Here is a 20,723-nt window from a genome sequence, read left to right as displayed (position 1 = left end):
CAACGAGCACGAGGAGTCACTAACCCATGGCCTTCTCCGTCCAGATGCCGGCACTCGGCGAGAGTGTCACGGAGGGCACCGTCACCCGCTGGCTCAAGCAGGAGGGTGAGCGGGTCGACGTCGACGAGCCCTTGCTGGAGGTCTCCACCGACAAGGTCGACACCGAGATCCCGTCGCCGGCCGCCGGTGTGCTGCAGCGCATCGTCGTCAAGGAGGACGAGACCGTCGAGGTCGGCGCCGAGCTCGCCGTCATCGGCGACGGCGCGGGCGAGTCCGCCCCGGCGGACCCGGCCCCCGCGCAGGAGCAGCCGGCCGCCGCCCCGGAGCCCGAGCCGGCTCAGGCGCAGGCTCCGGCCGCCCCGGCCCCGCAGGCCGAGGCCCCGGCCCAGTCGCAGTCGCAGTCGTCGGGTCCCGCCGAGGGCACCGAGGTCACGATGCCGGCGCTCGGCGAGAGCGTCACCGAGGGCACCGTCACCCGCTGGCTCAAGCAGGTCGGCGACAAGGTGGAGGTGGACGAGCCGCTGCTGGAGGTGTCCACCGACAAGGTCGACACCGAGATTCCGTCGCCGGTCGCCGGCACGCTGCTGGAGATCTCGGCCGGCGAGGACGCCACCGTCGAGGTCGGCGGCAAGCTCGCCGTCATCGGTGACGGCGCGGCGGCCCCGGCCGCTGCCCCGGCGCCGCAGCAGTCCGCGCCCGCTCAGCAGCAGGCCCCGGCCCCGCAGCAGCCGGCCCCCGCCCAGCAGCAGGCCGCGCCGGCCCAGCAGCAGGCGCCGGCCCCCGCCGCGCCCGCTCCGGCCCCGCAGACTCCGGCCGCTTCCTCCGCGGACGACGCCAACGGCTCGCCGTACGTCACGCCGCTGGTGCGCAAGCTGGCGTCGGAGAACGGCATCGACCTGAACGCGCTCAAGGGCACCGGTGTCGGTGGTCGGATCCGCAAGCAGGACGTGCTGGCCGCCGTGGAGGCCGCGAAGGCCCCCGCCCCGGCTCCGGCCGCTCCCGCCGCACCGGCCCACGCGGCTCCGGCCGCCGCCGCCTCGGCCGCCCCGTCGCCCGAGGCCCAGGCGCTGCGTGGCACCACGCAGAAGATGCCGCGGATCCGGCAGACCATCGCCAAGCGCATGGTGGAGTCGCTGCACATCTCCGCGCAGCTCACCACCGTGATCGAGGTCGACATCACCCGGATCGCGCGCCTGCGGGACCGGGCCAAGCGCGGCTTCGAGGCGCGGGAGGGCGTGAAGCTGTCCTTCCTGCCGTTCTTCGCCAAGGCGGCCGTCGAGGCGCTCAAGCAGCACCCGCAGGTCAACGCCTCCATCAACGACGAGACGATGGAGGTCACCTACCACGGCGCCGAGCACCTGGGCATCGCCGTGGACGCGCCGCGCGGCCTGATGGTGCCGGTCGTGCACAACGCCGGCGACCTCAACATCGCCGGCATCGCCCGCAAGATCGCCGATCTGGCCGAGCGCACCCGCAACAACAAGATCAAGCCGGACGAGCTGTCGGGCGGCACCTTCACGCTGACCAACACCGGCAGCCGGGGCGCCCTGTTCGACACGCCGATCCTGAACCAGCCGCAGGTCGGCATGCTCGGCACCGGCGCCGTGGTGAAGCGCCCGGTCGTGGTGGCCGACGAGGCCGGCGGCGACACCATCGCCATCCGGTCCATGGTGTACCTGGCCCTGTCCTACGACCACCGCCTGGTGGACGGCGCGGACGCGGCCCGCTTCCTCACCACGATCAAGCACCGCCTCGAGGAAGGCGCCTTCGAGGCCGACCTCGGCCTCTGAGCACCGCCCGATTCATGCAGGGAAGGACGCCTTACCCGCGTTGAACGAGGGTAAGGCGTCCTTCCCTGCATCAGGGGGGCCTTCGGTCATGCGGAACGGCGTCGGGACCGGCGCTCATCGCCGTCAAGACGGCCGGTCATTTTCACCGGACGGGCTGTCCGTTCGAGCCGGCCGGGAACAGACCCCGGTGCTGCGGCCCACCGGACGGCGAGGGACGATCTGGGCATGCGCGTCGTGGTGGCCGGCTCGTCCGGCTTGATCGGTTCCGCCCTGCTGCCGGTGCTGCGGCACGCCGGCCACGAGGTGCTGCGCCTGGTGCGACGGCCGGCGTCGGCCCGGGACGAGCGCAGCTGGGACCCGCCGGCCGGCCGGATCCAGGACGGCACGCTGGACGGCGTGGACGCGGTGCTCAACCTGTGCGGCGCGGGCATCGGCGACAAGCGCTGGAGCCAGGCCCGCAAGCAGACGCTGCTGGACTCCCGGGTCGAGCCGACGGAGGTGCTGGCGGCGGCGGTCGTGGAGCACAAGATCCCGGTGCTGGTGAACGCCTCGGCGGTCGGCTTCTACGGCGACACGGGCGACCGGACCGTGGACGAGTCGGGGCCGAAGGGCCAGGGCTTCCTGGCCGACCTGGTGCACGAGTGGGAGTCGGCGACCCGGCCGGCGGCCGACGCCGGCGCGCGGGTGGTGCTGCTGCGCACCGGCCTGGTGTTCGCCGAGTCGGGCGGCCTGCTGGGCAAGCTGAAGCCGCTGGTGTCGCTGATGCTGGGCGGCAAGCTGGGTGACGGCTGCCAGTACTGGCCGTGGATCTCGCTGGACGACGAGCTGGCGGCGATCCGGTTCGTGCTGGAACACGAGGACATCTCGGGTCCGGTCAACCTGTGCGCGCCGGAGCAGCTGACCAACGCGGAGCTGACCAAGGTGATGGGCGAGGTCATGGGCCGCCCGACGCCGTGGACGGTGCCGGGTTTCGCGCTGCGGGCGGTGCTGGGCGAGTTCGCCGACGAGGGCGTGCTCATCGGCCAGCGGGCGACGCCGAAGGCGCTGCTGGACCACGGTTTCCAGTTCCAGCACGAGACGCTGGCCACAGCCCTTCCGGAAGTGCTCGGCCAGCGGGCGTAAAGTCGCTGTGTGACGACCATTTCCTGCCGCGCCACGGCCGATCCCGTGCAGGTGCGGCCGCTGGGCACCATCGACTACGCGCAGGCCTGGGAGCTTCAGCGCGAGCTGCTCAACGCCCGCGCGGACGGCGCCGGTCCGGACACGTTGCTGCTGCTGGAGCACCCGTCGGTCTACACCGCCGGCAAGCGCACCGAGCCCGAGGACCGCCCGCAGGACGGCACGCCGGTGATCGACGTCGACCGCGGCGGCAAGATCACGTGGCACGGCCCGGGCCAGCTGGTCGGCTACCCGATCGTCAAGCTCAGCGACCCGGTTGACGTCGTCGACTACGTGCGCCGCGTCGAGCAGGCCCTGATCCACGTGTGCGACCAGCTCGGCGTGCCGACCGGCCGGGTCGAGGGCCGCAGCGGCGTGTGGCTGGCCGCCGACGGCGACCGCCCCGAGCGCAAGATCGCCGCCATCGGCATCCGGGTCCAGCGCGGCGTCACCATGCACGGCCTGGAGATCAACTGCAACGCCGACCTGGGCGCCTTCGGCAAGATCATCCCGTGTGGCATCCGTGACGCCGGCGTCACCTCGCTCAGCGCCGAACTCGGCCGGGACGTCACCGTGGCCGAGGTGCAGCCGCTGGTCGAGGCCGCGGTGCTGGCGGCCATCGAGGGCACGCTGCCGGTGACCGTGCGCAACATCGACCGCACCGAGCCCACGGCCGCCGGGGTGACGTTCTCGCTGTCCTCCTGACAGACCAACCCCCTCTCTGCTATTCCGTAACTACGGAAAACCGGAAGAGGGGGCTTCATGCTGTCCAGGAGAAGCGTGTTCGCGGGGGCGGCGGCGGTCGCGGCGGTGCCGCTGCTGGCGCCGACCCGGGCGGTCGCCGCGGAAGGCACCGACTGGATCGCGTGGCTGGCGCAACGGCGTGACCACGTCAGCCTGTACGCCGACGACGGCCGCGGGCGACGCATCGCGTTGCACCCCGACCGGCCGGTGGCGATGGCGTCCGCGTACAAGGCGATCCACGCCGCCACCTTCGCCGGCAGCGGCATCAACCCGCAGCGACGCGTCACGATGCGCGACTGGGAGGCCCGCTACCTGCCCGGCTTGGACGGCGGCGCGCATCCGGCCGCCCTGACCAGGCTGGGGATCCCGAACGACGGCGTGCGCGCCACCGATCCCGACCAGCTGGTGCCGCTGGACTGGGTGGTGCAGGCGACGATCATGGACAGCGACAACACGGCGGCCGACTACCTGCGTGACCTGCTCGGGGTCCCGGCGCTGCGTCGGACCGCGGCCTGCGGCGGCTGGCCGGAAGCCGAGGTGACGACCGAGCTGGGCGACATGCTGCGGCTCTGGTGGCCGGGTGGCAGCGACCAGCTGGCCCAACGGTTTCTGGCCGACGAGTCCTTCCGGGAGGCGGCGCTGACCAAGCTCAGCGAGCTGCCGAGCGCCGACGCACAGCTGGCGTGGACGCCGACCACCCACCGCGGCACCGCCCGTGACGTCGCTTCGCTGCACCGGGCCATCGCCACCGAGCGCGTCCCCGGCCGGCGCTACCTGGAGCAGCTGTTCGCCGGCGGGCTCGAACCTGGCGAGCTGGGCCTCGGCTTCAAGGGCGGCGAGCTGCCCGGGCTGCTCAACTTCGGGCTTTCGCTGCGCCGAACCGACAGCACGGTCGCCACCCTGGCGATCCTGGTGGCCGATCTGCCGTGGGCCGACTACCTCACCCTGCACAACGGCGAGGTCGACTACTTCTTCCAGGTCTGCGTGGGCCTGCTGCGTGACCCGGCCACCTGGCAGCGGGTGTCCCGGGAGATCGTGCATGCTTGACGACCGTGTCTGACTACACCGCGCCCGGTCTACCTGGACGGATCGCCGACCTCGAACGCCGCGTCGCCGCCCTGGAGGGCCACGCCGTCGCGCCCGAGCCGCTGGCCGCTGGCATCATCGGCTACCAGGGCGAGGTGGATTTCGGCGGCGCGCTGTCGTGGCAGATCCGCTTCGGCGCCGCCGGCACGCTTGCGCTTCCCGACGGCCCCCGCGTCGATGTCCTTGCGGCGCTGGGACATCCGGTCCGCGCGGCCATCGTCCGGCACCTGATCGCCAACGGCGCGCAGCCCGCCCCCGCCCTCTCGGAGGCGGCCGGGCTGCGCTCCACCGGCCAGCTCTACCACCATCTCAAGGCCCTGGTCGCGGCCAAGGTGGTGGAGCAGGACAGCCGGGGCAGCTACCAGGTGCCGCCCACGGCCGTCATCCCGCTGTTGGTGATCCTCACGGCCGCGTCGGACGTGGCCGGTCAGCTGCGGTGATCTGCTCAAAACCGTATTTCGGTGTGCCCGAGAGCGGGACTCGCGGGGGTGCTGCCAGGAAAGCGGTGAGCAGTTCCGCCGCCCGTGCCGGTTCCTCGGCCGGGAAGAGGTGGCCGGCGCCGGGTTCGATCACCAGCTCGGAATCCGCGATCCCCTTCTGCAGAGCCGTGACCGCGTCGACCGGGGCTATGCCGTCGCGGGTGCCGGTGATCACCAGGGTGGGCACGGAGACCTGTGCGGCCAATGAAGCGAAGCTGGTGTCGAAGTAGCTGAGGAAGGCTTCGGTCATCGCTCGAACGCTGGCGTTGCGGTAGTTCTCGTAGTCCATGTCGAGCAGCCACCGCCGCCGGGCCTTGTCCTTGGTCACGATGACGAAGGCGTCGGCCAGATACACCGCGGGCTTGCTGCACAGCCAGAACCGGGCCGCCCGCAACGGCAGCCAAGAACCGATGCGGTAGTACAGCTTGCCCAGCCAGGCCGTCGGACCGGTCGCCTCGGACACGGGGTTGAACAGGCACAGCCCGTCCAGCGCGGCCCCGTACCGAGCGGCGTAGACGAGCGAGATGGACGCCCCCAGCGAGTGGCCGGCCAGCACGAACCTGTCCAGCCCCAACGACAGCCGCAGCCGCTCGACCTCGGCGGCGTAGTTCTCCAACGTGTGCGGCACGGACATCGGCGGCGACGCCCCGTAGCCCGGCAGGTCCGGCACGACGACGTCGACCCCGTCGAGCGCGTCGGCCAGTTCCCGCAGGCCACGGTGGTCGCCGCCGAGCCCGTGCAGCAGAAGGACGGGCGGCCCTGGTGAAGTCAGACCGTCCACTTGGCGGCGACCTCGGCCGCGAAGAGGTCCACGTGGTCCAGGTCGGACAGGTCGAGCAGCTGGAGGTAGACCCGCCGCACGCCGGTGGCCTCGTGCCAGGCGCCGATGCGGTCCAGTACCTCGGCCGGCGTGCCGGCGAAGGCGTTCTGCTTGAGCTCCACCACGTCCCGGCCGATGTTGGCGGCCCGGCGGGCGACCTCGGCGTCGTCGCGACCGAGCACCACCGGCTGCGCGACCGACCGGATCATGGTCGACGGGTCGCGGCCGATCGCCGCGCAGGCCGCGTCGACCCCGGCGAAGATCTCGCTCGCCCGGTCGATCGGCGCGAACGGGATGTTGAACTCGTCGGCGAACCTCGCGGCCAGCCGGGGCGTGCGCTTGGCCCCACCGCCGCCGATGAGGATCGGCGGGCGCGGGCTCTGCGCCGGCTTGGGCAGCGCGGGCGAGTCGGTGAGCTGGTAGTGCTTGCCGGCGAACGAGTACGTCTGGCCCACTGGCGTGCCCCAGAGGCCGGCGAGGATCTCGACCTGCTCCTCGTACTGGTCGAAGCGCTCGCCCAGCCCGGGGAACGGGATCCCGTAGGCGGTGTGCTCGGCCTCAAACCAGCCGCTGCCGATGCCCAGCTCCACCCGGCCGCCGGACATCTGGTCGACCTGCGCCACCGAGATGGCCAGCGGGCCGGGGTGACGGAAGGTGATCGGGCTCATCAGCGTGCCCAGCCGCAGCCGGGACGTCTCGCGGGCCAGGCCGGCCAGGGTGATCCAGGCGTCGGTCGGACCGGGCAGGCCGTCGCCGTCACCCATCTTCAGATAGTGGTCGGAACGGAAGAACGCGTCGTAACCGGCATCCTCGGCGGCGCGGGCCACCCGGAGCAGGTCGTCGTAGGTCGCCCCCTGCTGGGGCTCGGTGAAGATCCGAAAGTCCACGAGCACAACCTAGCCACCCCGCGCCAGTGGAGCCGTTCGGCACTAATGAATCCATCAGTCATTGCCCGCTCCCCCCGTCACGGTCCTAGGGTCATCGGTGACGCCGCGTGCTGTTGCCAGTCCGAATACCGCCGAGAACCAGGTGATCAGCATGGAGTTGCGCCAGTTGACGCACTTTGTCGCCGTAGCGGAGGAGTGCCACTTCACTCGGGCCGCCCGGAGACTGCACATCGCCCAGTCCAGCCTTTCCGCATCGATCCAGACACTGGAGCGCGAGCTCGGCGCCCAGCTGTTCGTCCGGGACAAGCGCCAGGTCCGCATGACCGACGCCGGCCGGGCCCTGCTGGTGGAGGCCCGCCGCGCGCTCAGCACGGTGACCGCCGCCCGCGAGGCCGTCGCCGCCGTGCAGGGCGGGCTGCGGGGCCGGGTCAGCGTCGGTATGTCACGGGCTGTCGACCACGGCCACCTCATGGCTGCCCTCGGCCGCTTCCACCGGGCGCACCCCGACGTGGAGGTGGCGCTGAGCCACGACTCCTCGGCGCGGCTGCTCGACCAGGTCCGGGATGGGCGGCTGGACCTGGCCCTGCTGCTGACGCCGACCAACCGCCTGCCCGGCGGTGACGGGGTGACCGTCGCGCCGGTGCGGCCCGAGCGGCCGGTGGTGGCCTGCGGGCCGGATCACCGGTTCGCCCAGCGCAACTCGGTTGGTCTCGCCGAGCTGCGGGCCGAGACGCTGGTGGAGTTTCCCGGTGGCGGCAACGAGTTCGGCGGCAAGGTCGGATTCCACGCCGACGACGTGCAGACGATGTTGGACGTCGTCGCGGCCGGGCTGGCGGTGGCGGTGTTGCCTCGGACCACCGCGCGGGGCCGGGCCGGGGTGCGGTTCGTGGAGTTGCAGGGCGAGACGCCGGCGTGGGAGCTGATGCTCGCGCACCCGGAGCGGTCGAACGCGGCGGCCGGCGCGCTGCTGGCCGCGGTGCTGGCTACCGGCGACGACGCCGCGGCGCCGATCGATCGGCCGGTTCCGTCGCCGGCCCGTCAGCACATGCTGCTGCCGGTCGGCGCAGCCCGCTGACCACCCTCGTGATCGACCAGGCCACTTCCTCACTGGCCTTGCGCGGGTCGGCGGCGCCGGCGATCATGCTGGCGGCCGCCGACAGCGCGCCGTAGAGCAGGCGGGACATGACCTCGACCGGCATCTCCTCGATCTCGCCCGACTCGACCAGGGCCGACACCGAGGCGCGGATCACCCCGAAGCTGTAGTGCTCCTCAGCCTCGCGCCAGCGGGCCCAGCCCATCACCACCGGGCCCTCGTGCACCACGATGCGCTGGAAGGCGGGGTCGAGGCAGACCCGCACGTAGGCCCGCAGGCCGGCCATGGCCGTCTCCCACGGGTGGCCGGGGCCGCTGACGATCTCGCCGAGGCGGCGCATCGCCTTCGTCTCCACGATGTCGAAGGCCGCCTCGAACAGCGCCTGCTTGCCGCTGAAGTGGTGGTAGAGCGCGCCCTTCGTCACCCGGGCGCGCTTGGCCACCTCGTCCAGCGAGGTGCCGGCGTAGCCGCGTTTGGTGAACAGCTCCACGGCGCTGTCCACCAGGGCGTCCCTGGTGGATTCCGAGTACTCGAGCCGTCTCGACCGCGCTGTCGCCACGCTCACAACTGTATCCACATACCGCCGGTACGTACCCATGGTATGGTCCTCGTGTCGGACATACCGCGAGTATGCCGAAGACCGGAGGTACGACGATGAGCTGGAACGACTACTACCGTCGCCGGGACGTCATCGACGCCGTACTGGCCACCGCCGGCACGATCGAGGAGGCCTTCACCCAGGTCCCCGACGCTGCCGCCGTGTTCGCCGACACCGACGAGCTGCTGCTGGCGCTGGACCACAAGTGGACCCGTGCGCTGACCGCTCGGATCGGGCTGGCCCTGTCGGACGCCGAGGGCGACCGGGTGGACGCCGTGTCCACCGCGTGGCGCCGCGCCGTCGCCGAGAACCCCACTCTTAGGCGTTTGCTCGATGACAACGCCACCGGCGTGCTGGCCGATGCCACCGCCCGCGAGCACCGGATGCTCGCCCTGGCCGCCGGCCTGGCCGAGTTCACCGAGCCCAACGAGGTTCTCGAGCGTGTCGGCGGCGCCTTCGCCGCGTTGCTGCGCGGTCGGGTGCCCGCCGCCGCGTGACCCCGGACACGCTGGGGCGAAGCGTAAGGTGAGCGTGTGACAGAGGTCGTCCCCGAGGGCCGCAAGCTGCTGCGACTGGAAGTGCGCAACAGCCAGACCCCCATCGAGAAGAAGCCGTCCTGGATCAAGACGAAGGCCCGCATGGGCCCCGAGTACCAGGAGCTCAAGGGGCTGGTCCGCCGCGAGGGCCTGCACACCGTGTGCGAGGAAGCCGGCTGTCCCAACATCTACGAGTGCTGGGAAGACCGTGAGGCCACGTTCCTCATCGGCGGCGACCAGTGCACCCGGCGCTGCGACTTCTGCCAGATCGACACCGGCAAGCCCGCCGAGTTCGACCGCGAGGAGCCGCGCCGCGTGGCGGAGTCCGTGCAGGCCATGGGCCTGCGCTACTCCACCGTCACCGGCGTCGCCCGCGACGACCTGCCCGACGGCGGGGCCTGGCTGTACGCCGAGACCGTGCGCCAGATCCACGCCATGAACCCCGGCACCGGCGTCGAGCTGCTGATCCCCGACTTCAACGCCGAGCCCGACCAGCTGGCCGAGGTCTTCTCCTCCCGGCCCGAGGTGCTGGCCCACAACCTCGAGACCGTGCCGCGCATCTTCAAGCGCATCCGCCCGGCCTTCCGCTACGAGCGGTCGCTGGAGGTCATCACCATGGCCCGCGAGGCCGGCCTGGTGACCAAGTCCAACCTCATCCTCGGCATGGGCGAGACCCCCGAGGAGGTCACCGAGGCGCTGCACGACCTGCACGAGGCCGGCTGCGAGATCATCACCATCACCCAGTACCTGCGCCCCAGCGTCCGGCACCACCCCATTGAGCGCTGGGTCAAGCCCGAGGAGTTCGTCGCCCACTCCGCCGACGCCGAGAAGATGGGCTTCTCCGGCGTGATGGCCGGGCCCCTCGTGCGCTCCTCCTACCGGGCCGGCCGCCTCTACGCCCAGGCCGTGCACAAGCGTGGCGAGCAACTGCCGGCCAACCTCGAACACCTGCTCAAGGCCGGCACCGCCGCCCAGGAAGCCAGCTCACTGCTGGCCCCCCGCTGACGCCTCTCTTTATGCAGGGAAGGACGCCTTACCCTCGTTCAACGCGGGTAAGGCGTCCTTCCCTGCATCAGGGGGAGTCCCGGTAGCCGGTGAACAGGTAGAACGGGTAGTCCACCGTGATTCCGCCGTCCTCGTGCAGGTGCAGGCGAATATCGGGGTCATCGGCGCAGATGAGGGTGCTCTCGTCCAGCCGACGCAGCGGGCGGACCTTGCGGGCGAACGTCAGCGTGAGGCCGTCGCCGGTGGCGGTGAGCTCAGCCACGTTGTCATGGTCGCGGTAGGCGCCGGCCAGCTCGACCGGCATCGGCCCGGCCGGTGGCACGGTCGGCACGGGTAGCCCCAGGAACTTCTCGGCCAGGTCGAGGACCGTCTGATAGATGGGGTGACCCTTGTGGTTGCCGAGCAGGATGATGCTGAGGTCCTCCTGGGGGAATCGGGCGTAGAGGCAGGTGTGCCCGTCCAGGCCGCCGGCGTGGGCGGCGTACGGGGTGCCACGGTAGTCGCCGAGCACCCAGCCGAACCCGTAGTTGGTGGCCCGGCCCGAGGTCAGGACGCCTGGGGTCCGCGAGGCGAGGTCGAACTCGTGTCCCTTCAGGAACTGGTCGTACCGCACCATGTCGTCGAGGGTGCCGAGCAGCGCGCCGGCTGCGCCGGTGACGGTGGCGCTGCACATCTGCGTCGCCGTGATCACGCCGTCGGCCACCGCGTAGCCACGGGCCCGGCGCGGGATGACCGCGTCGTCGTCCAGCATCCGGCTGTCGGCCATGCCGGCCGGCCGAAACACGTGTTCGGCGACAGCTTCCCCGTAGGACGAGCCGGTCACAGCCTCGATGATCAGGCCCAGCAGCCAGTAGCCGGTGTTGCTGTACGCGTACCGCGAGCCGGGCGGGAAGTCGAGCGGCAGGTCGGTGAAGAAGGCGAGGACTTCCTCGCTGGTGTGCGTCAGGAAGCGCCGCTCGCGGAACTCGGGGATCAGCATCTGCTCCGGGATGCCCGAGGTGTGGTTGAGCAGTTGTCGGACCGTCACGTCCCGGCCCGGAGTGGGGTAGTCCGACAGGTAGGCGCCGATCGTCGTGTCGAGATCGATCAAGCGCTGCACGACCAAGGCCGTGAACGACTTGGTGATGGACGCCAAGGGGAACACCGTGTCGGGAGCGATGGGTTGACGCCATTCCAGGTCGGCGAAACCGGTGCACTCCTGGTGGATCACCTCCCCGGCGCGGATGACGGCGACGGCGGTTCCGGGGCTATCCGACGGGGCTGAGGGTGACACCGTCCAACTCTGCCACGAAGTCGGGGCCGAAGGCGGAGGACGGGGTGTGGGAGCCGGGCTGGGCGTCGCCGGCGATCAGCTTCAACCCGGCGCGGAGGGCGGAGTCGGCGGTGAGCAGGTAGGGGTTGGGGCCGGTGAGGGTCATGGACAGCTGACGGCCGGCGGCGTTGCGGACCTGGCCCCACACCTCGCAGCGGCTGCCGGCGCGGGTGCGCTCGGAGGGACCGGGGATGAAGCCGGCCAGGCGCTTGGCGAACTCCCGGGTGGCGGTGGAGCGGAACATGGGGGCGAGCAGGGTCTGGGCCTTGCCGGCGAACTCGGGGACGACGGTGTAGGTGGTGATGGTGGGAATGCCGGTGGACCGGAAGGCGGTGCTGAGATCGCCCCACGGGACGGAACCCACACGGCGGGGACGTGAGGCGAACTCGGCGACCCGGGAGCGGTGGCCGACGGGGACGGTGACGAGGGCGCCGTCGACGCGGGCGCGGCCGCCGGTGGTGATGCCCTCGACGGTGGTCTTCATGGTGCCGGGGCTCATGCCGCCGCCGGCCAGGAACGCCAGCTCCAGCTCGACGGCGTCGGGCAGCTCCCGGGCGAGGATGGCGGCCACGCCGTCGGTGGGCACGACGTCGAAGCCGGCGCCGGGCAGCAGCACCACGCCGGCGCGCTTGGCCTCGCCGTCACGGGTGAAGATGCGCTCGAAAACGTCGATCTCGCCGGTGATGTCGACGTAGTGGGTGCCGGTGGCCAGGCAGGCGTCGACCATGGGCTCGGACGTCACGGAGAACGGCCCGGCGCAGTGCACGACGGCGTCGATGTCGCCGAGGGCCTCGCACAGCCGGTCCTGGTCGTCGAGGGGGACGACCCGGTGTTCCAGCCCGAACTCGCGGGCGAGGGGTTCCAGCTTCTCGGCCGAGCGCCCGGCCAGCACGGGGCGTTCGCCGCGCTGCCCCGCGAGCTGGGCGATGAGCCGGCCGGTGTAGCCGTTGGCGCCGTAGACCATCAACATGGCCCAAAGTATGCCGAGCCGGAGCCGCCGTTGCTGCTCCCACCACAACAACGGCGGCCCGCTGCTGACGATTCTACTCACGCGGGCGCGCGCTCACCAGGCGCGATGGGGCAGGGCGGAGAGGAGATCGGTCAGTCCTTGGGGCCGAACCACCCGGTCATCCGCTCGGGATCGAGCACGGCGTTGCGGCGCAAGGACAACGGTGGGTGACTCAGCACGCTCCACACCCGCACCAGCGGGTTGCGCGAGCGCCACTTGGTGAAGGCGTCCATGGCGGCGACGCCGGAGCGCTGCCCGGCGCAACGGGAGGCGATCCGGTCGCACTCCAGCTCACGCGTCCACGTGTACGTCACGGCCAGCGTGAAGGCGATGCACGCGACGACGACGGCGACCGGCCAGGGCAGGACCCACAGTGACAAGGCCGACAGAGTGAGCAGGTACACGGCGACGACGGTCTGCCGCAGGGTGTCGTGCCGGGCCAGGTGCGCGAGCTCGTGGGCGACGACAAAGGTGGTGGCCAGCGGGATGCGGTCGAGCATCGAGTCGTTCAGCAGCACGACACCGTGCCGCCCGGCGCGATAGGACCGGCCGACGGCCCGCGAGCCGACGCGGACCCGGACGTCGGGGATCCCGGCAAGCGCTATCCCGGCGGCCAGCTGGGGCGCCAGCAGCGCCGGCCGTAACCGGGTGCGGCGTTGCAGCTGCCGTAACCGGGCGACACGAACGAGGACGGCGGCGGCAAGCACGGCCATCGGGACGTCGACGACATATCCCAGCACCCGCAAGGCGTACTCGCCCGCGAGCAGCACCAGCACCAGCGCGGCCGCCAGGTAGCCGCCACCGGCCGCGACCAGCCACCGGACGAGGTCTCGGTCCCTGGGCAGCACGGAGCCGACCACCTGTTCGTCAGCCGGAACCGGCTGCCCCTCCACCGAAGACACGTGCGCAGCGTACTTCCGTTCGGTCCACAGCGGACCTCCGACGACAGACGTTATGAAGTCGATTCGCGACGGAGCGTGAACTATGCGCCACGACCACACAAAACCGACACGGACAGCTCCGGGCTGGCGGTGATCTCCGCCTCGCTGAAGCGGTCCGGCACCCACCCGCCCCGGCCGTACAACACCGTCTGGTCGCCGTGGTGCGGCGAGGACGGGTCGGACGACTCGGAATAGGTGAGCAGGGTGCGGGCCTTGGGCCCGTCCCGGGTCAGGCGCACGGCCATCACGAAGCTGGAACCCATGGTCACAGCGCCGAATCGGCCGCCGTCGCCCAGCAGCCCGGAGTCGGTGGCCGCGGTGATGTCATAACAGCCCTCCACGTTTCCGCACCCCGGCACCGGCAGCTCGCCGCCGCCGACCGTGGTGTACTGGGCCGCCGAGAGCGGCGCGTCGACCGGGACATGCAACTGTGCCAAGCGAAGCACCGCGTCGGCAAGCGCTTGCCGCACACCGGGGCTGTCCGTGTCGAGGGTGTTCGGCGTCGAGACGGGACGGCTCGGGTCGAACGGAACGGACCACACCTCCGGAACCCGGGCCGCACGCAGCCAGAACTCGCGCCACAGCACGGCTCCGCGGTCGCCGACCGAGTTCCGGCCGCTCCACGCGGCCAACGCCGAGCAGCCCGCGCTCACGTCCACCTCCCGGCCGTCACCCGACATGAGCAAGGGATCGTGCCGGCACATCGTCACCGTGGCGTCACGGGCCCGGTCGGCGCTCCAATTCCGTTCTGCCGTCAGCAACTCATCCATGTTCGCCAGTGTGAACCCGGTCCCGATCCGATCCTGGATCTGTTCCAGTCCGAGCTGCGTGCGCGGAAGTCGTTTGGTCCCGACCGGTCCGTAGATCGCCGGCAGGGACGTGATCGGCGCGGCCGGGTTGGTGAGCCACGAACTGTCGTTGCTGTTGGTGACGAAGTCGGCACGGCTGAGCGTGGGATACCGGCTCGGGCCGAAGATGCCGGGCACCACGGCGTCCGGATCGCTGCCCCACGCACAGTCCGAAGTGGACCCGTCCAGCTCGATCTCGTTGGGGTACAGCGCTTTCGCCTCGGGCGTGTCGACGCAGCGAGCGGCCTGCTCGTCGGTGACGTGCGGAACCGCCGAGGCGTCGGCGAAGTAGGCGACACCGGTGGCGTCGGCGGCGATCGTGTTCACGAAAGGCACGCCCTGGTACCGGTTCTGCGTCTCGCGCAGCTCGGCGACGCTGTCGTCCTGGTCCAGCGACACCCACTCGTTGAAGGCCCGCCCGTTGTCGGCGCTGGCCCCACGCACGGCGACGGCGTGCGTCGCGGTCCAGCCGTCGGCCAGCACCGGCCCGTAGCGCGACCTGTAAACCTTTGTGGTGACCGAGGATGCCGGGCCGGTCGGCACGATGACGTCCGTCTCGGTCATCCGCTCCGGCCGGCCGTCGACCAGGTAGCTGGTCGGGTCGCCGGGCACGAGATGCAGTTCGTACAGGGTGAATCGCTGCGCGGTGGACACGGTGTGCGTCCACGCCAGGTGCTGTGTGTGTCCGATCACGACAAACGGCGTGCCGTAGATGCTGGCGCCGCTGACGTCCATCACGCCGGGCACGGTCAGCTGCACCTGGTACATGCGATCCCCGCCCAGCCAAGGGAAGTGCGGGTTGGCCAGCAGGGCCGAGCCGTCGCCGCCGACAACACCCCGTGCGCCGATGGCCACCCCGTTGCTGCCCTCTTCGCCGGAGCGAGGATGGGGAATTGCCGCCGCGGTGGACCCGGCCGGCTTGGCGTCGGCGATGGCTCGCTGGAATTCGTGCAGGCCGCCGAACTGGCTGAACAGAAAGCCCATCTGCGTGATGTCGTCGGACGTGACCGGCCGCACCCATCGCGCCCCATGGCAGGGCGCGGCGGTTTCGGCCATGTGTCGATTGACTCCGGCCACGTAGCCGTCGATCAGCCGGCGGGTCTCGGCGTCCAGGCCCAGCGGGGCCGGCTGATCCATGACGCGGCGCAGGAAGCCGTTGTTCAGCACGGAACGGACGAACGTGTCGCTGGCCAGGTTGGTCAGCGGGCCGTAACTGAGATCGCCGGCGTCGGCGTCCGGGCCGAACCAGCGGGACCGGTCCCCGTTGGCCGTCATCATGATCTCTTCCAGCGCGCACAGATTGTCCTGCGCGAAGGCATATCCGTAGCCGTAGCCGGCGGAACCGATGTCCCGGGCCAGAATATGGGGGATGCCGTGTTCGGTGCGGCGCACCGAGGCCGAGTAGATCGTTGCCGCTTGCCCCGTGCCGACGGCCGCGGCGGGCGCCGCGAGACCGAGCACGAGGCTCGCGGCGAGCACCAGGCGGAGCACTCGCATCGCGGAACCTCTCGACGTCGCTCGGTCACCGAGAGTACCAGTGCGTGTGTCAACGGTGATGATGCCCGCCCCAGTCACCTCCGCCGTACCAGCAGCAGTAGGGCGGATTTGCCGGGCCCGTCAAGGCAATCGTGGTGGTGCGCCGGGTCGTGGTCGACGGCGCGGTGGTCGTGGGCGTGATGATGGGCGCGGCCGTGGTGACGGTGACCACGGCCCGTGACGAGGACGTGGTGGCGACCGTCACGGAGGTCGGATCGCCCAGCAGCGACGTCGGCGTGGGGGTGTCCGTCCCCCGATACGGCTGCGGTACCGGTTCCGCAGTGGGGAGCGGCCCGCCGGAAGAGCGCGGCCCGAAGCCGATCACCGCGGTCAGCACGAGCAGGACTCCCAGCACCGCCAACACGAACACGTACCACGGCGGCCGATTTCCCGCTCCCTGCACGCCCATCCGAGCCCCCTTGACCGATCGAGTGGGCAGAGGCTAGTTGGGAACCTTGATCGGCTCAAGCCCCTTGCCCCGATCAGCAGATCCACTGTGGATCCGAGGCTCACTCGACAATTGCCGATCGGGCGAGGAATGGACGCGATACGGTAACGGCCGTCACGTCGCGTCGACTACCGGCTTTTCAAGCGACCGGATCAAGCGAGGCGCGGGCTCACGCAGGCGCACGCCTACGCGGACGCGTGCGCCGCCGGGCAACGGCGTCTGCAACGACCGGGTGACCAGGGCGTGTCGGTTGGCCGAATGCTGGCACGACCCTCAGGGACCATGGGGTATCTTGAATTCATGATGAAGCTCGGCTCGCGCATTACATCACGCATTACGTCGTGGATCGTGCGCAGGCAGATGGCGAAGACGGGGCAGGACGGTTTCGATCTGTCGCGTATCCCCTTCATTCCCGATTCCGCTCTCATGCCGCTGGAGCGCGAGGGGGTGCACCCGGTCGACGCCATGCGCGTGCAGCGCGAGTCCGAGCCGGTCACACGCCTGAAGCTGCCGCTGGGGTTCCGCGCCTGGCTGATCACCGGGTACGAGGAGTCCCGAGCCGTGCTCGGCTCGACCGACAACTTCAGCAACGATTTCGCCAATCTCACCGGTAGTTTCGGCATCACCGCGGAGCAGAATCCGGGCGGCCTCGGTTTCTCCGACCCGCCGGTGCACACGAAGCTGCGCAAGGTGTTGACGCCGGAATTCACCATCCGCCGGCTGAGCCGGCTCACGCCGCGCATCGAGCGCATCGTGGCCGACACGCTGGACACCATCGAGGCCGGGGCCAAGGACGGCCCGGTGGACCTCATGCAGGCCTTCGCGCTGCCGATCCCGTGCCTGACGATCTGCGAGCTGCTCGGCGTGGACTACGAGGACCGCGACGACTTCCAGCGCCTGGGCGCGGCCCGGTTCGACCTGTTCGGCGGGGCCAGCGCCTCGCTGGGCGCGATCTCCGAGTCGCTGGTGTACCTGCGTGGCGTGGTGGCCAAGCAGCGTAAGAACCCGGGCGACGACCTGCTGGGCCAGATCATCAAGGAGCACGGCGACACCATCGACGACGAGGAGCTGGCCAGCATCGCCGACGGCCTGCTCACCGGCGGCTTCGAGACGACCACGTCGATGCTTGCGCTCGGAACCATTGTGCTGCTTCAGGATCCGGTCGCGTTCGAGCGGCTGCGCACCGACGACGACGCGATCAACGCGTTCATCGAGGAGCTGCTGCGGCTGCTGACCGTGGTGCAGGTGGCGTTCCCGCGCTTCGCCCGCAAGGACATGGTGCTGGGCGGCCAGGAGATCAAGGCCGGCGACGTGGTGATCTGCTCGCTGTCCGGGGCCAACCGGGACGCGGCGCTGGGGCCGAACATGGAGGCGTTCGACCCGGACCGCCCGACCGCGTCCTCGCACCTGGCCTTCGGGCACGGCATCCACCGCTGCATCGGGGCCGAGCTGGCCAAGATGGAGCTGCGCATCGCCTATCCGGCGCTGGTGCGGCGGTTCCCGAAGCTGCGGCTGGCGGTCAGCCCCGAGGAGCTGGCGTACCGGCAGGTGTCCATTGTGTACGGTGTGGACGAACTGCCGGTCCTGGTGGACTGACCGCGTTGAAGCTGATCGCGAGGCGGGGGCACAGCCGTGCCGCCCGCCTCGCGTGTTCTTCGAGGTGGGCCGGAACCGCCGCGTCGGCGATGAGCGGATAGCCCCAGGGATCGGCGGACACCAATTCCGGCAACAGTTCCGCGCACAATCCCCGGCCGTCGCAGGCGATCCAGTCGACGTGCAGTTCATTCATCGGGACTCCTCCTCGAAAACCGCCAGCGCGCTGCGTACGAGCCGGGCCGTGCCGTCGGGGTGGTGGCAGGCTCCACGGCCGTCGACCAGCCCGACCAACTGCCGCACCTGATTCCAGCGGCGGGCCGACAACGCCTCGGCCAGCGCCGGCAGGCCGAAGCGGCAAGGCCCGCACCGCCTCGTGCTCTGGGACGCCAGGTAGCCGACGATCTCCGCGGTCTTGCGCAGGCCGCTTTCGTTGTTCGGCAAGGCAATTGCCACGCCTGCGCCCGGATCGGCGATCGTCTCGTGCGGCCTCAGCCAGGTGCCGTGATAGCCGCCGATCAGCACCGCCTTCGTGCCGACGCCGCCGGCGAGGTCCAGGAGCCGTTGCACGGCAACACCTCGCTCGACCTCGTACACGCCTGGCCGTTGCACGGCACCGGAAACAGTGGCCAGGAAGGTGTCGTGCCGGCGGAACCACCGGGGGCCGTAGCGGGCGATCTGCGCTATGCGGGCCAGCGTCTCCACGTTCTGCACCAGCATGTCGTCACGGCGGTCATTGGTAGGCAACGGTTTACGGCCGTTGACGGCGGCCATCACCGCCGACGATTCCCCCGCCGTGAACGTGTCGGGCGCTTCGACGCAGGTGATCGGATACCGGTCGGATTTTCGTTGCGGGACAACGGCTCCGTACAGGTAGACCCGACGAGCGCCGACGGCCTCGGCGGCGAGTTGCAGGCCGTCCAGCACCAGGTGCGGGCACCGCTGGAGCAGCACCTTGTCCTTGTGGCTGGCCGGTTCGCCCTCGGCGGCGTTGGCGATCACCACCGGCCGGTCGGCGACCGAGGTGCGGGCCAACTTGCGCCAGGTCGGGAAGTTGGCTCCGCCACGGCCGGCCAGCCCGGCCTCGGCCAGGGCGGCGATGAGCGCCCCGGGCGTGTGCTGCCACGGCAGCGGGCCGTTGCGGGCGATGTGCTCGTCCTCGTCCCGCGCGGCGGCGTCGAGCAGCGGCCTCATGTGACGAACCTCCAGGTCGCGGCGGTGGCAACGGCGGTGGCGCAGCCCACGGCCAGCACGCCCATCCACAGCTGGGTGGCGTCGGTGCCGGTGCCGAGCCCGTGGGCGAGGGCGATCGGCCAGATCGCATAGCCGGTCCAGTGCACGGCCCGCCAGGCCCGCAGCCCGAGGCGAGCCCGGTTCAGACTGGTGATCAGCACGATCAGCAGCAGGTCGAAGGCCAGCGTGCCGAGCCCGAGCCAGAACGACCGGTAGGAGCCGACGAACGGCACCAGCAGGTCGATCGGGTTGAGGTTGGCGTAGGAGTCGAACAGCAGGGTCAGCACGTGCGTGAGGACCAGGCCGAGCCCGATCAGGCTGGCGTTGCGGTGCACGGTGGCGACCGCGAAGCGGGGCAGCCCGGCGAGGGGTTTCCCTTGTCTGGTGGCGATTCCCAGCGTCACCGAGACCGTGAGCATGAGCAGCGCCATCACGCCGGCGCCACGGGCGATGTACCAGATCACGGCCAGCCGCCGAGGGTCCGGACCGAGCCGTCCGCCGCGACCAGCCGGGCCGGCACGTCGTGGGCCCGCAGCAACGCCAACGCGTCGTGGCCTTTGACCAGCGCGGCGGTGGTCAACGTGTTCGCGTCGGCGCAGTGGTCGGCGACAACCGTGACACAGCGCCAGATGCCCGGCGCGGGCTGACCGGTGCCGGGATCGAGGATGTGGTGCAGCAGGCGGTCGCCGCGCCGCCACTGCCGGCTGCGCGTGCTGGAGGTGGCGATCGCCTTGTCGGCCGGCATCGTGATCACGCAGGACGGATCGTCGGCGCGGTCCTGAACCAGGATCTGCCAGCCGTTGGCCGGCGCGGGGCCCGCGGTCGCGATGTCCCCGCCGAGGCTGACCAGCACGCCGGTGTCGAGGGCGTCGGCGACCAGCCGTGCGCAGCAGTCGGCGGCGAAGGCCTTGGCCGTCGCACCGAGGTCCAGGACAACGCCCTTTGGCACGGTCAGGGTGTTGCCGGTCAACTTGACGCTGCGCCAACCGGAAACCGTCACCGCCAGGGTCACGCCGTCGACGTCCACTGTGGAGAGATCACGGTCGTAGCCGAGGGCGCACAGCGCGCTGCCGACGGTCGGATCGACAGCCCCGCCGCTGTCCTCCGCGGCCTTGAGCGCCACCTCGACCAGCGTCGCCAGCAGCGGGCTGACCCGCACCGGGCCGCTGCTGCGGGCGGCCGCCATCAGCTCCGAGTCCGGCCGGAACCGGCTGCACGCCAGGTCGATCTCGGACAGCATCGACTCGACCAGCACCCGCGCCGCCGCCAGGGTCTCCGGTTCCGTGACGACAACACGGGCCGTGGTGCTCCAGACCGCCCACTCGTCGGCGTTCACCGGGGCGTTCATGATCCCCCCGTTCTGGCCATGGGCTCCGTGCCCGTGGACAGCTGGCTGTCCGAAGTTGACGTGGTGGTCGCGCTGTCGGAATGGCTGACCACGGCGGCCACCGCCACCGCGCCGCCGACACCGACCAGCGCGAGCGCCGCGGTGATCACGGCGGCGCTGCGAATCCCCTGCTCCCGAGCGTTCATGCGTCCACGGTGCGCCGCCGAGCTGTGGACGAGCTGAGCCCTCGCTGTGCCATTTCCTTGACCGTGACCGAGCC

At 70.9% G+C, this 20,723-nt stretch carries 22 protein-coding genes; 10 read left to right on the top strand and 12 right to left on the bottom strand.

Annotation, left to right across the window (positions count from 1 at the left end; translation table 11 throughout):
- Positions 1-26: 26 nt before the first annotated feature.
- From sucB to AB0M73_RS35630, 5 genes are all read left to right on the top strand, one after another.
- Entirely contained in the window at positions 27-1,790 is a 1,764-nt protein-coding gene (sucB, locus tag AB0M73_RS35650; RefSeq protein WP_363900426.1) for a 2-oxoglutarate dehydrogenase, E2 component, dihydrolipoamide succinyltransferase, read from the top strand.
- 225 nt (positions 1,791-2,015) lie between these two features.
- Entirely contained in the window at positions 2,016-2,912 is an 897-nt protein-coding gene (locus AB0M73_RS35645) for a TIGR01777 family oxidoreductase (RefSeq protein WP_363900423.1), read from the top strand.
- A gap of 9 nt (positions 2,913-2,921) precedes the next feature.
- Positions 2,922-3,653, top strand: coding sequence for a lipoyl(octanoyl) transferase LipB (gene lipB / locus AB0M73_RS35640; RefSeq protein WP_363900420.1), 732 nt, complete (start codon positions 2,922-2,924; stop codon positions 3,651-3,653).
- 57 nt (positions 3,654-3,710) lie between these two features.
- Entirely contained in the window at positions 3,711-4,739 is a 1,029-nt protein-coding gene (locus tag AB0M73_RS35635; protein WP_363900417.1) for a serine hydrolase, read from the top strand.
- Between the two features lie 5 nt (positions 4,740-4,744).
- The gene (locus AB0M73_RS35630) at positions 4,745-5,218 is read left to right on the top strand and encodes a helix-turn-helix domain-containing protein (protein ID WP_363900414.1); all 474 of its coding nucleotides are present in this window, start codon (positions 4,745-4,747) and stop codon (positions 5,216-5,218) included.
- Here AB0M73_RS35630 and AB0M73_RS35625 read toward each other — a convergent pair.
- Both AB0M73_RS35625 and AB0M73_RS35620 read right to left on the bottom strand, forming a co-directional pair.
- Positions 5,181-6,038, bottom strand: coding sequence for an alpha/beta hydrolase (locus AB0M73_RS35625; RefSeq protein ID WP_363900411.1), 858 nt, complete (start codon positions 6,036-6,038; stop codon positions 5,181-5,183). The genes AB0M73_RS35630 and AB0M73_RS35625 overlap by 38 nt on opposite strands.
- Positions 6,026-6,964, bottom strand: coding sequence for an LLM class F420-dependent oxidoreductase (locus tag AB0M73_RS35620; RefSeq protein WP_363900408.1), 939 nt, complete (start codon positions 6,962-6,964; stop codon positions 6,026-6,028). The genes AB0M73_RS35625 and AB0M73_RS35620 overlap by 13 nt, the downstream gene beginning before the upstream one ends.
- A gap of 151 nt (positions 6,965-7,115) precedes the next feature.
- On the opposite strand from AB0M73_RS35620, the gene AB0M73_RS35615 reads away from it, so the two are divergent.
- Complete coding sequence (locus tag AB0M73_RS35615; protein WP_363900405.1) at positions 7,116-8,039, top strand: LysR family transcriptional regulator; 924 nt, start codon at positions 7,116-7,118, stop codon at positions 8,037-8,039.
- Here AB0M73_RS35615 and AB0M73_RS35610 read toward each other — a convergent pair.
- Positions 7,948-8,655: a TetR/AcrR family transcriptional regulator gene (locus AB0M73_RS35610; RefSeq protein ID WP_363900402.1), complete on the bottom strand. Its 708-nt coding sequence runs from the start codon at positions 8,653-8,655 to the stop codon at positions 7,948-7,950. The genes AB0M73_RS35615 and AB0M73_RS35610 overlap by 92 nt on opposite strands.
- 56 nt (positions 8,656-8,711) lie before the next feature.
- On the opposite strand from AB0M73_RS35610, the gene AB0M73_RS35605 reads away from it, so the two are divergent.
- Both AB0M73_RS35605 and lipA read left to right on the top strand, forming a co-directional pair.
- Entirely contained in the window at positions 8,712-9,152 is a 441-nt protein-coding gene (locus AB0M73_RS35605; protein ID WP_363900399.1) for a hypothetical protein, read from the top strand.
- A gap of 36 nt (positions 9,153-9,188) precedes the next feature.
- The gene (gene lipA, locus AB0M73_RS35600) at positions 9,189-10,196 is read left to right on the top strand and encodes a lipoyl synthase (RefSeq protein ID WP_043717640.1); all 1,008 of its coding nucleotides are present in this window, start codon (positions 9,189-9,191) and stop codon (positions 10,194-10,196) included.
- 67 nt (positions 10,197-10,263) lie between these two features.
- Here lipA and AB0M73_RS35595 read toward each other — a convergent pair whose 3' ends face one another.
- From AB0M73_RS35595 to AB0M73_RS35575, 5 genes are all read right to left on the bottom strand, one after another.
- Entirely contained in the window at positions 10,264-11,469 is a 1,206-nt protein-coding gene (locus AB0M73_RS35595) for a serine hydrolase domain-containing protein (RefSeq protein WP_363900396.1), read from the bottom strand.
- Positions 11,444-12,478 carry a saccharopine dehydrogenase NADP-binding domain-containing protein gene (locus AB0M73_RS35590; protein ID WP_043717643.1) on the bottom strand — a complete coding sequence of 345 codons (1,035 nt, stop codon included), beginning with the start codon at positions 12,476-12,478 and terminating at the stop codon, positions 11,444-11,446. Before AB0M73_RS35590 ends, AB0M73_RS35595 begins: the two co-directional genes overlap by 26 nt.
- Before the next feature lie 131 nt (positions 12,479-12,609).
- The gene (locus AB0M73_RS35585; RefSeq protein WP_363900392.1) at positions 12,610-13,419 is read right to left on the bottom strand and encodes a M48 family metalloprotease; all 810 of its coding nucleotides are present in this window, start codon (positions 13,417-13,419) and stop codon (positions 12,610-12,612) included.
- 80 nt (positions 13,420-13,499) lie between these two features.
- Positions 13,500-15,803 (bottom strand): penicillin acylase family protein, encoded by a 2,304-nt coding sequence (locus AB0M73_RS35580; RefSeq protein ID WP_363900389.1) that lies wholly within the window; start codon positions 15,801-15,803, stop codon positions 13,500-13,502.
- Positions 15,804-15,852: 49 nt separating this feature from the next.
- Complete coding sequence (locus AB0M73_RS35575) at positions 15,853-16,251, bottom strand: hypothetical protein (protein WP_363900386.1); 399 nt, start codon at positions 16,249-16,251, stop codon at positions 15,853-15,855.
- Positions 16,252-16,593: 342 nt separating this feature from the next.
- Here AB0M73_RS35575 and AB0M73_RS35570 point away from each other — a divergent pair, with 342 nt between their 5' ends.
- Positions 16,594-17,886, top strand: a complete 1,293-nt coding sequence (locus AB0M73_RS35570) for a cytochrome P450 (protein ID WP_363900489.1) — start codon at positions 16,594-16,596, stop codon at positions 17,884-17,886.
- Here AB0M73_RS35570 and AB0M73_RS35565 read toward each other — a convergent pair.
- The 4 genes from AB0M73_RS35565 to AB0M73_RS35550 are packed head-to-tail and all read right to left on the bottom strand — an operon-like array spanning position 17,810 to position 20,464.
- Complete coding sequence (locus AB0M73_RS35565) at positions 17,810-18,079, bottom strand: ferredoxin (RefSeq protein WP_363900383.1); 270 nt, start codon at positions 18,077-18,079, stop codon at positions 17,810-17,812. The genes AB0M73_RS35570 and AB0M73_RS35565 overlap by 77 nt on opposite strands.
- Complete coding sequence (locus AB0M73_RS35560; RefSeq protein WP_363900380.1) at positions 18,076-19,077, bottom strand: NADH-ubiquinone oxidoreductase-F iron-sulfur binding region domain-containing protein; 1,002 nt, start codon at positions 19,075-19,077, stop codon at positions 18,076-18,078. The genes AB0M73_RS35565 and AB0M73_RS35560 overlap by 4 nt, the downstream gene beginning before the upstream one ends.
- Positions 19,074-19,580 (bottom strand): ferric reductase-like transmembrane domain-containing protein, encoded by a 507-nt coding sequence (locus tag AB0M73_RS35555; RefSeq protein ID WP_363900377.1) that lies wholly within the window; start codon positions 19,578-19,580, stop codon positions 19,074-19,076. The genes AB0M73_RS35560 and AB0M73_RS35555 overlap by 4 nt, the downstream gene beginning before the upstream one ends.
- A complete protein-coding gene (locus AB0M73_RS35550; RefSeq protein WP_363900374.1) occupies positions 19,577-20,464 on the bottom strand; it encodes an FAD:protein FMN transferase in 888 nt (295 codons plus the stop codon). The genes AB0M73_RS35555 and AB0M73_RS35550 overlap by 4 nt, the downstream gene beginning before the upstream one ends.
- Before the next feature lie 18 nt (positions 20,465-20,482).
- Here AB0M73_RS35550 and AB0M73_RS35545 point away from each other — a divergent pair, with 18 nt between their 5' ends.
- The gene (locus AB0M73_RS35545; RefSeq protein WP_363900371.1) at positions 20,483-20,686 is read left to right on the top strand and encodes a hypothetical protein; all 204 of its coding nucleotides are present in this window, start codon (positions 20,483-20,485) and stop codon (positions 20,684-20,686) included.
- Positions 20,687-20,723: the final 37 nt, after the last annotated feature.

Source organism: Kutzneria sp. NPDC051319, from assembly GCF_040682195.1.
GTDB lineage: Bacteria > Actinomycetota > Actinomycetes > Mycobacteriales > Pseudonocardiaceae > Kutzneria.
The sequence above is the reverse complement of the archived record's forward strand: the minus strand, read 5'-3'. Positions and strand labels throughout refer to the sequence as shown.